Origin of the sequence: Arenibacter algicola, from assembly GCF_000733925.1 — a bacterium.
Taxonomy (GTDB): Bacteria; Bacteroidota; Bacteroidia; order Flavobacteriales; family Flavobacteriaceae; genus Arenibacter; species Arenibacter algicola.
In genome coordinates this window covers 2500273-2516669 of sequence record NZ_JPOO01000003.1, presented here as the reverse complement: position 1 = coordinate 2516669, position 16397 = coordinate 2500273, and the positions used below count along the sequence as shown (strand labels likewise).

General features: G+C 39.9%; 14 protein-coding genes. All 14 read right to left on the bottom strand.

The genetic code is table 11. The features are described 5' to 3' along the window. Nucleotides 1–111: 111 nt before the first annotated feature. The 14 genes from pheS to U735_RS0121295 all read right to left on the bottom strand — a co-directional run bounded on the left by pheS (nucleotide 112) and on the right by U735_RS0121295 (nucleotide 15858). The gene (gene pheS / locus U735_RS0121360) at nucleotides 112–1131 is read right to left on the bottom strand and encodes a phenylalanine--tRNA ligase subunit alpha (RefSeq protein ID WP_031445770.1); all 1020 of its coding nucleotides are present in this window, start codon (nucleotides 1129–1131) and stop codon (nucleotides 112–114) included. A 78-nt stretch (nucleotides 1132–1209) separates the two neighbouring features. Beyond that, nucleotides 1210–3090 (bottom strand): SulP family inorganic anion transporter, encoded by a 1881-nt coding sequence (locus tag U735_RS0121355; protein WP_031445769.1) that lies wholly within the window; start codon nucleotides 3088–3090, stop codon nucleotides 1210–1212. A 120-nt stretch (nucleotides 3091–3210) separates the two neighbouring features. Then, nucleotides 3211–3840, bottom strand: coding sequence for a carbonic anhydrase family protein (locus U735_RS0121350; RefSeq protein WP_031445768.1), 630 nt, complete (start codon nucleotides 3838–3840; stop codon nucleotides 3211–3213). A gap of 15 nt (nucleotides 3841–3855) precedes the next feature. Beyond that, nucleotides 3856–4701, bottom strand: coding sequence for an adenine nucleotide alpha hydrolase family protein (locus U735_RS0121345; RefSeq protein WP_031445767.1), 846 nt, complete (start codon nucleotides 4699–4701; stop codon nucleotides 3856–3858). Nucleotides 4702–4706: 5 nt separating this feature from the next. After that, nucleotides 4707–6299, bottom strand: coding sequence for a SulP family inorganic anion transporter (locus U735_RS0121340; RefSeq protein ID WP_031445766.1), 1593 nt, complete (start codon nucleotides 6297–6299; stop codon nucleotides 4707–4709). 81 nt (nucleotides 6300–6380) lie between these two features. Further along, nucleotides 6381–6677, bottom strand: coding sequence for a hypothetical protein (locus U735_RS0121335; protein ID WP_031445765.1), 297 nt, complete (start codon nucleotides 6675–6677; stop codon nucleotides 6381–6383). A gap of 58 nt (nucleotides 6678–6735) precedes the next feature. Beyond that, entirely contained in the window at nucleotides 6736–7494 is a 759-nt protein-coding gene (locus tag U735_RS0121330; protein ID WP_031445764.1) for an SH3 domain-containing protein, read from the bottom strand. Between the two features lie 3 nt (nucleotides 7495–7497). Further along, nucleotides 7498–9276, bottom strand: coding sequence for a BatD family protein (locus U735_RS0121325; RefSeq protein WP_031445763.1), 1779 nt, complete (start codon nucleotides 9274–9276; stop codon nucleotides 7498–7500). Between the two features lie 5 nt (nucleotides 9277–9281). Then, complete coding sequence (locus tag U735_RS0121320) at nucleotides 9282–10139, bottom strand: tetratricopeptide repeat protein (protein ID WP_031445762.1); 858 nt, start codon at nucleotides 10137–10139, stop codon at nucleotides 9282–9284. Between the two features lie 13 nt (nucleotides 10140–10152). Beyond that, nucleotides 10153–11190 carry a VWA domain-containing protein gene (locus tag U735_RS0121315; RefSeq protein WP_031445761.1) on the bottom strand — a complete coding sequence of 346 codons (1038 nt, stop codon included), beginning with the start codon at nucleotides 11188–11190 and terminating at the stop codon, nucleotides 10153–10155. A 51-nt stretch (nucleotides 11191–11241) separates the two neighbouring features. Further along, nucleotides 11242–12240: a vWA domain-containing protein gene (locus tag U735_RS0121310; RefSeq protein ID WP_031445760.1), complete on the bottom strand. Its 999-nt coding sequence runs from the start codon at nucleotides 12238–12240 to the stop codon at nucleotides 11242–11244. Beyond that, entirely contained in the window at nucleotides 12241–13896 is a 1656-nt protein-coding gene (locus U735_RS0121305) for a hypothetical protein (RefSeq protein WP_031445759.1), read from the bottom strand. A 5-nt stretch (nucleotides 13897–13901) separates the two neighbouring features. After that, nucleotides 13902–14768: a DUF58 domain-containing protein gene (locus U735_RS0121300; protein WP_031445758.1), complete on the bottom strand. Its 867-nt coding sequence runs from the start codon at nucleotides 14766–14768 to the stop codon at nucleotides 13902–13904. 88 nt (nucleotides 14769–14856) lie between these two features. Beyond that, nucleotides 14857–15858 carry an AAA family ATPase gene (locus tag U735_RS0121295; protein ID WP_031445757.1) on the bottom strand — a complete coding sequence of 334 codons (1002 nt, stop codon included), beginning with the start codon at nucleotides 15856–15858 and terminating at the stop codon, nucleotides 14857–14859. Between the last annotated feature and the right edge of the window lie 539 nt (nucleotides 15859–16397).

Here is a 16397-nt window from a genome sequence, read left to right as displayed (position 1 = left end):
AGTGGTTGGTGAAATTATGTTAATACTACATTCTAATTGTGGACCTCTTGTCCAAATTGTGTACCCTATTATGTGATTGTCACATCATTTGTTGGAATTCCGGGTTTAGCATTAGAAAGCACTCTTAAACTGCTCCAAAAAGCGCATATCATTTTCGCTCAATAGTCGAATATCCGATATTTGATGTAACAAAAGCGCAATTCTATCTATCCCCATACCAAAAGCGAAACCGGAGTATTCATTGGCATCTATGCCGCAATTGGTAAGTACATTGGGGTCTACCATACCACAGCCCATGATTTCCAACCACCCAGTTCCTTTGGTCATTTTATAATCCGTTTCGGTTTCCAACCCCCAATAAACATCTACTTCGGCACTGGGCTCGGTAAATGGGAAGTAGGAAGGCCTAAGCCTTATTTTAGATTTTCCGAACAATTCGGTAGTAAAAAATTGTAGCGTTTGCTTTAAATCCGCAAAAGAAACGTCCTTATCTATATAGAGCCCTTCCACTTGATGAAAGAAGCAATGGGAACGTGCGGATATTGCTTCGTTCCTATAAACCCTGCCTGGAGAAATGGTCCTTATAGGGGGTTTGTTGTTTTCCATATAGCGCACTTGTACCGATGAGGTATGGGTACGCAATAAAATATCCGGATCGGTTTGTATAAAAAAGGTGTCCTGCATATCCCTTGCCGGATGGTATTCCGGAAGGTTCAAAGCGGTAAAATTATGCCAATCATCCTCTATTTCCGGACCTTCCGAGACATTGAAGCCAATGCGCGAAAAGATGTCTATAATCTGATTTTTGACTATCGATATTGGATGGCGTGTTCCAAGTCCCAAAGGTTCTCCGGGTCTTGTTAAATCGCCATAAATCCCTTTTTCCTCTTTCTTGTTTTCAAGGGCTTCCTTTAAGGCATTTACCTTTTCGGTAGCAACGGTTTTGAGTAAATTGACAGTTTTTCCAAACTCTTTTTTTTGCTCGTTCGGAACGTTCTTAAAATCTGAAAAAAAATGATTGAACAATCCTTTCTTTCCTAGGTATTTAATACGGAAGGCCTCTATGGCCTCTATATCGGTAGAAGAAAAATTTTCTACCTCGGTAATGTGCTTTTTTATGGTATCGATCATGCTGTTCGGCTAATGCCGCAAATTTAAGATATTTACGGCATTACCGACTACATATTTCATCATAAATTGGCGTAGAACCTACGCTGAAGCTTCCACCTTCTTAAAATTATTCTTTTTGTCCAAGTACTTTATACATTCATCGAAGGTGTCAAAAATACGTTCTTTTGGTATCAAATCGGGTATTAGATCTACACGCTCCATCATGTAACGTGGCTGATCCAGTACATCTACCAATAATACCTCGATGTTGGAATTAAGTAAATCTATAAGTACATCTTCTAAAGTATAGAGTCCGGATTGATCCATATACTGCATACGGTCCATTCGGATAATAACCGTTGAAGCCGATCTTGGAATTTGGTCAGCCAATACTTGAAATTCACTTGTGGAACCAAAGAATAGTGGACCTTTGATGTGCTTAATAAAAACTTTTTCCTTTAAATGTTTCGGAAAATTGGCTTCATCTGCCCACCCTTTTTCATGTTCCAGGGTTTTTACATCTGACCTTTCAGCGGTTAGATCTCCCATTTTTTTCATGAACATTAGTGAAGCAATTACCAGACCAACACCTACTGCATAAACCAAATTCCATACAGAAGAAAGAACAAGTACAACAAGCATTATGATAACTTCAGAACTTAACTTTATTGGACCAACGCTCACGTCTTTTGGTAAGCTTGGAATGGCTTTTAAGCCTTTATAGTCCATAACGCCTATACCTACAGTAACCAATATACCGGCAAGTACAGCTGCAGGTATTTGAGATGCAACTGGGCCTAGGCCTAAAAGAATTATTAAAAGCAGTACACCCGCAACCATACCCGATAGTTTGGTTTTACCTCCAGCGTTTATATTTACTACCGTACGAATGGTGGCGCCAGCTCCTGGAATACCCCCAAAAATAGCTGCTACACTGTTACCTATACCCTGACCTACAAGCTCTTTGTTGGGTTGGTGTTTTGTTTTGGTCATGTTATCGGCTACTACAGAGGTCAAGAGAGAATCTATGGCTCCCAATAAGGCCAAGGTCAATGCAGTAAAGATATATGGAGTTACGGAGCTGAGTTTAAATCCTGTGAATATTTCAAGATAAGGAACTGGGAAACCGCTAGGTATTTCTTCAATAGGCCGGTAGTTGAATCCGAATCCGTATGCCACGCCCGAAACGACGATTAGGGCTACCAATGCACTTGGTATGGCAGTTGTAATTCTTTTAAAACCGTAAATAATGGCAATTGTGGATAGTGCCAAGATAAGTTCCAGCCAATTGATGTTTTGTAAGGCCCTGGGAAGGACTTTTAGGGTCCCGAAAACCCCTGATGCCTCACTTTTGGCCAGGGTGCTTGCTTCTTTGTTTATATCATCTTGGGTAATTCCTTCCGAGCGTTTGATTGTTTCTTCAAAATCTTCCAAAACTAGAATGCCTTCGCCAGCCTCTTCTTTAAGAATATTTTCCAATATGATTTCTTCGGCCATTGGTTTGTATTGTGATACATACTCTTCATCTTCTTTAGGATAATACCCTACAGCCGGTAAAATTTGGGTTACCAAAATGATTACACCAATTGCGGTCATAAAACCGGAAACTACCGGGTATGGGATGTAGCGAATGTACTTGCCAATACCTAAGAGACCAAGGCCTATCTGCATAAGGCCTGCCAATAGAAATACAATTAGAATGGCAGGAAGTGCCTTTTCTATACTTCCGTCATTAATTGCCACGATACCGGCAATAACTACCATACTCACGGCAGTCATTGGGGCTGTGGGACCAGATATCTGAGTGTTGGTTCCTCCAAAAAGTGCGGCAAAAAAACTGATGAATATAGCTCCATAGAGTCCGGCACTTGGCCCGAGCCCGGAACTAACACCAAAGGCCAATGCCAAGGGAAGGGCTACAATACCTGCGGTAATTCCACCAAAAAGGTCTCCTCTAAAATTTGAAAAAAGATTTTTCATAAACTTATATTTAATGCTAGGTTAGTTTAAGCGACAATCACTTAAGATTAAAACCAACTTTTGGTTTCAATTGGAAGAAGGCCAATATAGCAACATTGGCCTTCCTTGTCCTTGGGTGTATTAATCGTAGAAAACAACTTCACCATTGGACACATCGTACATGGCACCAACAACCTTTATTTCCCCATTATCTTCCATTTCGGTTAAAACTGGGCTATGCTTGCGTATATTTCCTATGGTTAAATGTACGTTCTTTTCAGCAACTCTATCTACAAATTCAAGGTTTTTGGAATTTCTTAAATTCTCATCAGATGGTTCCGTAACGGCCTCCACTGCTGGTTCTATCTTGTTGATCAAGGCGGTAAGATTACCCAATCTTGCATGATCACAAGCTCCTTTCACGGCACCACAGCTTGTGTGTCCCAAAACAACGATCAGTTTGGTTCCTGCAAGTTTGCAGGCAAATTCCATACTACCTAAAATATCTTCATTTACAAAGTTACCGGCTATTCGAATACTAAAGATATCACCTAGGCCTTGGTCAAAGACCAATTCTGCAGAAACTCTGGAGTCGATACAACTTAAAATGGTTGCAAACGGAAATTGGCCTTCACTTGTATCGTTAACTTGTTCAAGTAGGTTTCTATTGGCTTTCAAGTTGCCTTGAAATCTTTGGTTGCCTTCTTTTAAATATTGCAACGCCTTGTTAGGTGTCATTGTTGCTTGGGTCTCTCTTGTATGTGCTTTCATATTTATATATTTTAATTATGCAATTTTTAGTGTTGTGTTAAAGTTATAATGGGTGTGTTTTTCCCCTGTTACCAAAAGATTAATATCCGATTTCCTTACCATATCGTATGTATTTAACAATCTGGAAATATCGTCTTTTTCCTTAATGCCTCCATCCAAAAGCAAGAGATCAATATTACTTATGGATAGATAGACAGGAAGATTATTCACCGTATTTTCGTTATGATCAAAAACATAGTTTATGGTCTTCCGCCCTATGGAACTGCCTTTTTGTGGCAGAACATCTGAAGATTCAACAATATTGAAGGCCTTCAAAGTACTGTTTGCATGTAAAAAGAGTTCATCAATAAAGGACGAGTTAAATACCGCTTCGGAACAATTAAGGGACCCTATACTTATCTTCGTACCCGGTTCAAGACCTTTGTCATGTGAAACGATCAAGACTGTGCCCTTAAAAACACTTAGAACAAAGTTGATTATTCTGTTTTCGGCCGTATTAAAATGTTTGCTCTTATGTCTTCCCAAGACTATAATGTCAGGGTTGTTTTCGCGTAGATACCTATCAATCTCATTTCTAATATTCCCAAAGGTACTGGAATAATTAACAGGTATCCCGTAATTATCAATTATAGGAGACAAAATATCCTTCATTTTTTTATCCGTCAGAATATATTCACGATTTAATGATCGCATGGCCGATAATTGGTTTTCCTTTCCAATAACTGCCGAAGGCTTTGTTACCTTGAGGATTTCAATTTCCCCCTTGATCACTTGGGCCAAACTAACGGCACTTTTTATTAGACTGGATATGTCTCCTTGTAAATCCGTGAATATTGCTATTTTATGTTTATTTTTTTTCATACCCTTTAGCTTAAACTTAGTTTAGATTTTGGTCTTGTTCTAAAGAATTCTGTAAAACTCGGTGGGTTTTCAACTACCCCGCGCTTCGAGATTAATTGTATATCTATATTGCGCTCTTTTGCCTTAACCGAAAAATCATCTAGAATTTCAATTACATCAAGATCAAGATATCTTGTCTTTAGTAGATTAATCTCTAAGTAGGTATCCCTAGGCAGGCTATCCAATTCTTTAAGAATGGCTCCTTTGTTAAAAAAGGTAACCTCTTCTGCAAGGGTCATTTTTATCTTGTGCTTTCCATTACTTACATCTTCAATATGAAGGAAATGTGAGTTCTGATAGTTTTTCAATAGGATAACCACAATACCTACTGCAAGACCCAAGCTGATACCAACCAACAAATCGGTAAATATGATACCAAATACGGTAACCGAAAAGGGAACGAACTGCTTCCATCCCAATTTGTACATTTTAACAAAAAGGGCCGGTTTAGCCAATTTAAAGCCTACGATAAAGAGTATGGCCGCTAAAACCGATAGCGGAATCATATTCAATAATCTTGGAATAAGAATAACCGAAATAAGTAACAGGAAACCGTGGAATATGGCCGATAGTTTTGATTTTCCACCAGATTGAATGTTGGCCGAACTTCTAACTATTACCTGGGTTATTGGTAGTCCCCCAATTAATCCGGATATAATATTGCCTGTGCCTTGTGCAAGTAGCTCACGGTTGGTAGGGGTTACGTTTTTTTGCGGGTCCAACTTATCGGTGGCCTCAACACATAAAAGGGTTTCTAGACTGGCAACCAAAGCAATGGTAAAGGCAGTAATCCATACATCAGGGTTTGTGATTGCAGCGAAATTTGGGAAACTGAACTGTCCGAAAAATGAGGCGGCATCTTCAGGAATGGGTACACTTACCAAGTGATCGGAAGAAATAGCCAAAACTGAACTGTTCTGTGTAAGGACAAAGAAAATAATACCTATTGCAACGGCAACCAAAGGTCCTTGGATAAGCTGAAAAATCTTTCCTTTTTTGGAAAGTACCTTATCCCATAACAATAATATGGATAAGCCCACTATGGCCACTAGCGTTGCGCCAGGGCTAATATTGTTTACGGTATTTAGGATTCCCGAGAAGGTGTTTTCCCCATCCACTTGAAAGAAGGCCCAATCGCCCTCGGGGTCCGGATCATAACCAAAAAAATGTGGAATTTGTTTAAGTATTATAATGATACCTATACCGGTCAGCATACCTTTTATTACAGATGAAGGGAAATAATAACCAATAATTCCAGCTTTTAGAATTCCGAATATCAACTGAATGATTCCGCCTAGTACAACGGCAACCAAGAAGTTTTCAAAACTTCCCAATGCTCCAATGGCAGTTAGCACTATAGCGGCCAAACCGGCTGCTGGCCCACTAACACCAATATTAGAGCCACTAAGCGCTCCAACTACAATACCGCCGATTATACCGGCAATTAAACCTGAAAACAAGGGGGCGCCACTGGCCAAGGCAATACCCAAACATAGGGGCAGTGCAACAAAGAATACTACGACACTTGCGGGAAGGTCGCTCTTAATATTTTTGAACATATATAAAAAATAATTTAGTCCTTAATGGGAATCAAGGACAAGTTTTTAATTAATCGAAAAAGTTTTACTTAACTGATAGGATTAACTAATATGTTCAGGTGGTGGTAGAAGGATTTTTTGGGTGAAGTTAACATGTCCCATAGGGTGGTATACACCCAATAAAGATTTTTGGGACAGGGCTATTAAAGAAAAATCTGTAAAACTATCGTTTACGAACTTTTCCTGTAAGGGAGATTTCTTACCGGTTTCTTGCTGTTCTTCTTCGTTAAGGTTGGTTACAATAACGGGATTGTCAATATCTAGTAAAGTAATTGCGCTCGGAGCCACTATGGCAAATAGCCAAAGGGAAAGCAAAAGAACACGAGCGAAAACTTTCATAGTATTACTAATTATGACAAATATAACACCAACGGTTTTATTAGACGTTAAAGAAATATTAAAAATCTTTGAGTACTTTTATATCATCTGATGGAATCCAGCCCGTGGTGCCATCGGCAATTTCAATTTTTTTCCAGTCATTTAATTGTTCAAGTACATTGACCTTTGTACCCGCATGCAATGTAAAAATAGCCTGACTCCTGTTGTTGGGCTCGGATTTAATACCAACTTCTTCCGTAAATACGATAGCAGGTTGTTCCGATTCAAATTTGGAGAATTGTAAATAGGCCAAAACTACAGCCAATACCGTGAAGAGCAGAAAAATTAGGCTGCTTATAAAGGCTATTCGTTTTTGGGTAGAAAATTTAAAATAATAAAATGCTATATAACAGCATACAAAGAGCATCATAAAGCCAATTGCTACATAGGCCCACTGGTCAAACGAGAGATATGATGTAAGTTTATTGTACATTTTGGAAATAGCGGTCTGTGGCAGGGGTTCAATGGCATCCAAAGTCATATTTTGGGCATAGGCCAGGTTGTTCCTAATATCCTGATCATTTGGTTTTAATAATAATGCCTTCTCATAGTAATATATACTAGGGGCAATTTTGTTAAGTTTATAATAGGTATTTCCCAAATTAAAATAGAGTTCGGCCGAATGCTCCCCATTCTCTAATATCTTTAAATAATTATCCGCAGCCTTTGTATACTCTCCTTGGTTGTACAAGGCCGTACCTTCTTCAAATAGCTGTTCGTTCTGGGAAAATCCCAAGGTACATACCAAATAGGCTAAAATAGTTAATACACGTACCATTGCTTAAATTTGTTTATCCAGTTGTGAAATAACCTCACTCGCTTTATTGTAATCCTGTTGCATCTGAACATCAGAGAAAGGACTGTATCTAGCCATTTCACAATTTTTCAGTAATCCTACAAAGCCCTCCCGTGTTGCTTCGTCTACATTTTTTTCATTTAGTAATGAGGCTATTTTATCCTTGCTGAATTCTGATGTCTCAATTTTAAGTTTGGCCTTCAAATAATTGTGCAATGCCTTTTCCAGGGCCACGTAAAACGAGTCCTTGGACCCTAATGCCTTTTTGGCCGCAGATAGGTATTTCTTCGCCAATTTATTGGCACGTTTAATTTTGTTTCCTTCCACGTCACTGGCAATGGCCTCTCTTTTTTTGCCAAATAGGATGGCCAAAGGAATTAATAAAACCGGTAGTAGCCACCAAAGAAAGAAGCTGGTAGAACCAAAAAAGTATTGATTATTGATGGCAGTTAGATTTGGTTTTATTTTATTGAAAACAAATTGATCCCCCGTAGCCACAACCCTTTGTTTATTATTGGAAATAGGACCAGTGATATCTGCGGCTCCGCTTGAGGGGCCTTCCAGTACATTAATCATAATTTCTCCTGAACTCAAGGTTTGGTATTTTTCAGTCTTAGGATTAAAAAAGCTAAAAGCTATACTGGGAATGGGATACTTGCCCTTGAATGTGGGGACTACAGTGTAGCTATTGCTTACATTTCCTTCCATACCGGACAGGGTAGTACGAACACTTTCGTTGAACTCTGGATCATATACTTCCAAGGAGCTTGGAAGATTTAAACCTGGAATTTCAAAAAGTTTTAAATTGCCCTTACCATTTATGGCAACTTTGGCCTGCAGGGATTCTGATGCATTAAGATGGGTCTTACTTGTGGTTACAGAAAATTGGAATTCTCCTACGGCACCACTAAAATCTGCCGGTTTTCCTTCTGTAGGTAAAGGTTTCACATTAATTTTCCTATTGCCAGCGGATACGGTCTTGTTGGTTTGGGCAAATATCCTTCCTCCAAAGAAATCCCGCTTATTGGTAGGAATCTGTAGACTTACATCCAGGGAAAGTGGCTCAATTTCCAATTCTCCAGTTTTCTGCGGATATAAAACTACCCTTTTTAAGATTACGGATCTATATGACTTGCCGTCAAAGGTGGTATTCTGTACATCGTATTTGGTAACCGGAATATCCTGGCTCCAGAAATTGTTGTATTTAGGGTTGTCCAACGCCCTAAAATTAGTGACGTCTATAGAAGGACTTGCGTAAAGTTTGTAAACTACAGTAACAGCTTCATTTAAGTATGGGCTGGTTTTGGATATTTCAGCTACTAAATGCAAGCTTTCGTCCGCAACATCATCTACCGTTTTTTCGCCGTCCGGTCTTTCGACTGCGGCGGTAACCTCCACCTCTTTGGGGAGGGATTTATAAGTTTCACCCTTAATAACAATCGTGGCCTGCTTAATGGTAAATTTTCCCCTTGCCGTAGGTGCCAGGGTGTAGGTGTATGTTTTGGAAAAGCTTCTTACCCCGTTCACCCATGAGGAGCTAATGGATTGGGAAGGACCCATAAGCACCCTGAAACCTTCAAAATCCGGAGGAACAAAATTATCCCCATCCCTGTTCATGGTAAAGTCTACCCTTAGACGTTCGTTAATGCCCAACACATCCTTGCTGAGATTCATTTCGAAGGTAACGGTTTCATCATTTTGGGCATACGAGAGTATGCCGAGAAACAACAATGAAAATAACGATATGTATCTTTTAATATTCACGGGGATTACCAGTCTTTTTCATTTTGGATTTTTGCTCCTTTTACTTTTTGAGCATCAATTTTTTCCTGTACTTTTTTCTCTTCGTTCTGCATGGCCTCCAACAAATTTTTTACTTGTTGAGGAGATAATTGGTTAGGTCTTGGCTGTTGTTGTTTCTGTTCTTCTGCTTTATAGGGTTCGTCGTTTTTCTCTTCATTATCTCCTTCGCCTTCTTTATTGTCTTCTTTCTCTTGCTCACCTTTATCCCCCTCTTCCTTCTTGTCGCCCTGGTTCTCCTCTTCTTGATCACCTTTATTGTCTTCGTTCTGGTCCCCTTCCTTTTTATCCTGGTTCTGGTCCTTCTGATCTTTTTGGTCATCCTGGTTCTGGTCGTCCTTATTCTGATCGTTTTTTTGTTCTTCTTCCTGTTGCTTTTTTAGCATTTCTTTGGCCAGGGCCAAATTGTAGCGGGTCTCTTCATCCGTAGGATCATTCCTTAATGCTTCTTTATAGGCGTCTACCGCTTTTTGGTATTCTTTGTTTTTCATAAAGACGTTGCCCATGTTGTGGTAGGCCATGTGCTTCTCCTTTTTGTTAGTGGCATTTTCTCCCGCCTGCTTAAATCTGCCAAAGGCCTCGCTGTAGGTTTCGTTTTCATAATAGGCGTTTCCCAAATTATAGGGAGCAATACTGTTTTCCGCACTCTTGGAGATAGCCCTTCTATAATTGGCTTCGGCATTTACAAAATTGCTTTCGGACAGGTCCTTATTTCCCTCCCAAGTATAGTTGGTGGCAATTTTAAGTGATTTTTCCTTTTCCTTATCCACTTCCTGCGCTTGGACAAGGCTTCCGATCAAAATAATGATAAATGCTATCTTTTTCATATTCCTACTGCGTTTATCGCTCGTTAAACAGATTTAATTTTTTAAGCCACTTCGTTTTTCTATCCAGGACAAAAATGTCTAAAAATAAGAATAAAAGGCCCGCGGCCAAAAACCACTGGAACTGATCTTTGAATTCGGCAAATTGTTTGGCCTCAAATTCTTTCTTGTCCATCTGGTTTAATTGCTCTTTAATAAAAGCAACAGCCTCTTCCGTGTTTTCCCCGTTTATGTATTCTCCATTGCCCTCATCGGCAATTTCTTGAAGTACTTGTTCGTTTAATTTTGTAATGACCACTTCGCCTTGGTTGTCTTTTTTTAGACTTTCAACAATACCGTTTCTTTTAAGGGGTATGGGTGCTCCTTTTGTTTTTCCGACCCCAATGCTAAATACCCTTATGCCTTCATTAGTGGCATTCTCAACGGCATTGGATACATTTCCTTCAGAATGGTCCTCCCCGTCCGAGATAATAAAAAGTACACGGTTGGTCTGTTCCTCATCGTCATAATAGGTCGATGCCAATTCAATAGCCTGATCAATAGCCGTTCCTTGGGAGGAAAGCATATCCGTGTTCATGTTTTGCAAGAACATTTTGGCAGCCCCATAATCGGTCGTTATAGGGAGTTGGGGAAATGCCTGTCCGGCATATGCAATAATCCCTATTCGGTCACTCGCCAGTTGATTGATAATCTCGGAAACCAGACGTTTGGCCTTTTCCAGCCTATTGGGGGCTATATCCTCGGCCAACATACTTTTGGAAACATCTACTGCAAACACTATGTCGACCCCTTCCCTTTTAACTGTTTCCAATTTGGTACCTATCTTTGGGTTCACCAATGCCATGGTCAAAGAGGCTATCCCCAAGAGAACAAAAATTAGTTTTAATGTGGATTTAAAATTGGACCTGTCCGGGGTCAATCGCTTTAAAAGGCTAAGGTCCGCAAATTTTCTCTGTGTTCTTTTTTTCCAGATTTGTAGGAGCACAAAAAGAACTACCATCACAGGAATGATGGATAACAGATATAAATATGATTTTTCGTCTAACTGAATCATTTTGTATTCTTCCTTTTTAAATCAATTCCCTCTAAATCTAGATACTTGATATTAAATAAAACTCCTGAACAAAGTGTTCCTTGCCAGCCATTCCAACAACAGCAAAACCCCTGCCAAATAGACCCAAGGTCTAAATCTTTCTTCGTATTTGTAGTACTTAAACTCCTCTACCTCTGTTTTTTCCAACTTATTTATCTCCTCGTAAATGGCCTCCAGTTTTTCATTGTCGGTGGCCCTAAAATACTGCCCGCCCGTTGTTTCCGCTATAGATTTTAAAAGGCTTTCGTCAATTTCCACCTCCCGCATCCCATATCTAAAGGATCCGTCGGCATTATATGCAATGGGCGTCATGGCATTTCCGTTGGTGCCAATGCCTATAGTGTAGGTTTTTATGCCGAACTCCACCGCCAAATCTGCGGCAGTTTGGGGTTCTATAAATCCCGAATTGTTTACTCCGTCTGTGAGAAGTATAATTACTTTGCTCAGGGCCTTGCTTTCCTTAAGTCTGTTGACAGAGGTGGCAAGTCCCATTCCAATAGCTGTCCCATCATTTAATTGCCCATAGGTTATTTCGTCCAAAGCCCTTAGAACTATAGATTTATCACTTGTAATTGGCGTTTTGGTATAACTTTCCCCTGCGTAGGCCACCAAGCCTATCCTATCGTTGGGTCTTTCGTTAATAAAATCGGCCGCTACTTTTTTGAGTGCTGCCAATCTATACGGCTTTAGATCTTTTGCCAACATACTAGAGGAAACATCGATGGCCATAACAATATCGATTCCTTTAGTGGTCTTGGTCCTTGTGGAGATATCCTCGGTCTGTGGTCGCGCCATGGCAACTATGATGGCGGCCAATGCCAACAAGCGCATAACAAACAGCGCCGGTTTTAATTTGGGCAAGATGCTACCTTTGGGAAAGCCCTTGATGCTGGACATTTTTAAGGAAGCAGTCTGTTCCCTTCTTTTAAAGAAATACCAGAGCATTGCCACTGGAAGTAGTAGTAACAACCAGAAAAATTGTGGGTTCGCAAAGGAAATATTCTCAAACATCTATAAGCTCGTTTTTACTTCTACTGAGTTTAAAATTCGGTCAACTATCTGGTCTGCATAGTGGTCATCTTCCAACCACGTCAAGATTACATTTTGCTGAAAACCCTTTCCTCCAAAAAATAGGACCACATAGTTCCCGGAAATCAATTCTTTGGATTCGGGCACTGCAAATTTTCCACTTCCGTAAAGTTTAACCCCTTTAACCCCTGTAAGGGTAGAAAAAGCTTCTTGCTTGGTAGTGATGTTCCTGGCACCTTGATTTTCAAAATTTTTCAAAATCTGTTCGGAGGCCTTTTCAAAATCCGGTTCCTCGGGTTGTGCCAAAGTAATAGAGGTGGCGCCAATGGTAAACAGTCCAATAGAGCTCCTATAGGCAAATGCCTGCATTTCTTTAATAGAAGCTTGGGCTTCCGGCGGAAGTTTTACCGCTTGTCGCAACAAAACTTTTGGGGTGTTTAAACTTATCGGGGGGAAACCGTAATCGCTTTGTACCCATTCACCTTCAAGTAATTCCTTGGTCGGGTGGCCCAAAACGGTATCCTTTACCTGTCCAAATCCGTAGTAACCTATTGCCGCTACAGTGGAAAATAATAACACAAGGACCGCAGTGACAGCAACAATTACTATTTTTTTCTTCTGTTTTTTGCGTTCCAGCTCTTCTAAATATTCTTCCCTTTGCAATAACTCCTCTTCGGTGGGTTCCGGAATGGCCTCTTTGGTCTTTATCACAATCTGCTCCACAGATTTTCTATCCTGTTCGGCTACGGAGGACTCCGGCTTGGATTTTGCAAATTTCACCAAATCGGAGGTCTGTAATACCTTTTTAAACTGTTGTATGGTCTCTTGGTCCAGTTTCAACTGTCCAGCATCCTTCATCATTTCCAATTTTTCTATCAATTGGTCCGTAGTACTTTCCAGTGCGGTGACATGAACGTCTTCTTCCAGATAGGATCTTACAATGTCCGTTAACTCGGAATAATAGGATTTATAATCGTCCTGAATTAAATATTTTGATTTTTCCAATTGTTTTAAACCAAGGATAGCCCGGTCAAAAGGAGGTAATAGGGCTACTTTTTCCTCCTCGCTCAATGGCTTTTTTCTGAAAACGAACCAATATAATGCTGCCCCGACCAAAATTAAAATGCCGAGCACCCATAGGAGAATTCTCCAAAGTGCCCCGTTCGATTTTTCTACATTTATAATGGGTTTTATGTCGTACATCTTCTGTGCCAAGGTATCGACAGCTACGGTGGCAACATCAATTTTTATAGAATCGGTAAAGAACGGTTTTCCGTTTACCATAATCTGTTGTCTTGGAAGGGTATAGGAACCGGAATCAAATTGGGTAAGGGCATAGATTTTTTGCAGGGTCATCCTATCCAATTTTTTTACCGTATCGGTCTTTAATGCTTCCACGGTTTCCAATGGTGAAAAGGTTTGGCCTTCCGGGAAGATTACCTGGGCGGTAGAATCTGTTTCTACGGTGACCTTAAAATTGATCTGTTCTCCTATCTTTATATAGGTAGTATCCACCCCAGACACAATGGTGGGGGTATTTTGGGAAAAACCTTGTGTCGAGGCAAATAGTAGACACAATGTAATATATCGTAGAAAATACGAATAACTATTTATAATGCTCAAATTTAAGTTCCTCATTTAAATCAACCTCTTCTCTTAAAATAGCCCAATAATTTCTTTACATAACTTTCATCCACCCTACAACTCAACACCCCACAACCAGATTTGGTAAAAGTCTCCTGAAAATAGGCAACGCGCTCACTATAGTGTTTGCCATAGGCCATCCTTACTTTTTTGGACTGGGTATTCACCAATTGAATAGCCCCCGTTTCGGCATCCTGCATTTGTACCATACCTAAATTTGGGATGGTCTCTTCCCTTTCATCAAATACCCTAATTCCGGTAAGATCGTGCTTTTTACCTGTAATACGCAAGGTTTGAAGGTAGTCCTCGGTAATAAAATCCGAGAGTACAAAAACGATGGCCTTCTTTTTCATTACGTTGGTAAGGAATTTCAAGGCAGTTCCCAAATCGGTCTCGTTGCTTTTGGGTGAAAACTCCAGCAATTCCCGTATTATTCTAAGGGCGTGACTTTTTCCTTTTTTAGGCGGAATGTAAAGTTCCACTTCATTGGTAAACAAAAGAAGTCCAACTTTATCATTGTTCTGAAGTGCCGAAAATGCCAGCGTAGCCGAAATTTCGGTAATAATTTCCTTTTTAAACTGATTGCTGGTTCCAAAAAGTTCCGAGCCGCTCACATCTACCATAAGCATCATGGTAAGTTCCCTTTCCTCCTCAAATACCTTTACATAAGGTTCGTTATAGCGCGCTGTTACGTTCCAGTCTATGGATCTAACATCATCACCGAATTGATATTGGCGCACCTCACTAAAAGTCATACCCCTTCCCTTAAAGGTCGAGTGGTATTCCCCGCCAAAAATATGGTCGGAAAGACGCCTCGTCTTTATTTCGATCTTGCGAACTTTTTTTAATAATTCCTTGGTATCCATTTTCAGTTTGCAGTTTGCAGTAAAAAGTATTCAGTTACAGTTTTAGGGGTTAAGGACCCAAAGCTGTAGACGGATAACTGTAGACTGATTAAGGTACTTCAATTTCGTTTACGATCTTGTTTATTATTTCTTCCGAAGTAATGTTTTCTGCCTCGGCCTCATAGGTTATGCCAATCCTGTGGCGTAAAACGTCATGGATCACGGCCCGTACATCTTCGGGAACTACATAGCCCCGTCTTTTAATAAAGGCATAGCATTTGGCAGCAACGGCTAAATTTATACTACCCCTTGGCGAAGCTCCAAAACTGATCAAAGGCTTTAGGCTTTCTAAATTATATTTTTCCGGGTATCGGGTGGCAAAAACAATATCCAGAATGTATTTCTCAATTTTTTCGTCCATATACACATCCCTAACCGCCTTTTGGGCACTAAGAATCTGCTTAACACTAACCACAGGTTTTACCTCTTCATAGGCACCTTTAAGGTTTTGCCTAATAATTAATTGCTCCTCGCTAAGTTTGGGGTAATCTATAACTGTCTTTAGCATAAAACGATCCACCTGGGCTTCCGGTAAGGGGTAAGTTCCTTCTTGTTCCACCGGGTTTTGGGTAGCCATTACCAGAAAAGGCTTGTCCAGTGTAAAAGTTTCATCACCTATGGTGACCTGTTTTTCCTGCATGGCTTCCAAAAGGGCCGATTGCACTTTTGCAGGAGCACGGTTAATTTCATCTGCCAGAACAAAATTGGCGAATATGGGACCTTTCTTAATGGAAAAATCGTTCAATTTCATGTTGTAGATCATAGTACCAACAACATCTGCCGGTAGAAGATCGGGAGTGAACTGAATTCTACTAAAGCTTCCTTGTACCGCTTTTGCCAAGGTGTTTATAGCTAAGGTTTTGGCCAAACCAGGGACACCTTCCAGAAGAATATGGCCCTGCCCTAAAAGTCCAATGAGCAATCGTTCAACCATATGTTTTTGACCTACGATTACTTTGTTCATTTCTAAAATAAGTAGGTCTATAAAAGCACTTTCCTGGGCAATTTTCTCGTTCACGGCACTGATATCTACCGAAGTATTTTCTTCCATATAATCCTTTGTTTTGTTTTGTTTTCAGTGGTTTACTCCAAAAGTGGATGCAAATTGAAAATTTATTTAGTTATTGGCTGTTAATGTATGGTTAAAAGTTAAGCAATGGGTCCAGTTTTATGAACTATTTAAGGGAATTATTCATAATTTCACAAACATATGAAAAATAAAACATCTTATTTCAAAATCGTTACAGGGACAATTACTTGTGTCAATTGGGGTAAGAAGCGTTCTACAGGGAAGGATCTATGTTAATTGGTCATAGCTGGGCACAGGGAAATACTACTTTTAATTGGGCTGATTTTTATGGAGCACTTGGCTATGAATCGGCTTTTAAAAATGTCTTTTCCATATCTGAAATAGCTGAGTGTAAATTCAGCTATTAAGTGTCGCTCTTGCTAATTTGATGACTCATGTTGCAAAGGCTGTAAACAAAGACCAAAGACAGAAAGAATGGTTTTGTTCCCTACATGGAGCGAAGGGCAAATGAACTATTGGCTGCCTATTAAAAGCATTGAAAGAAATAAAATATAGAACTA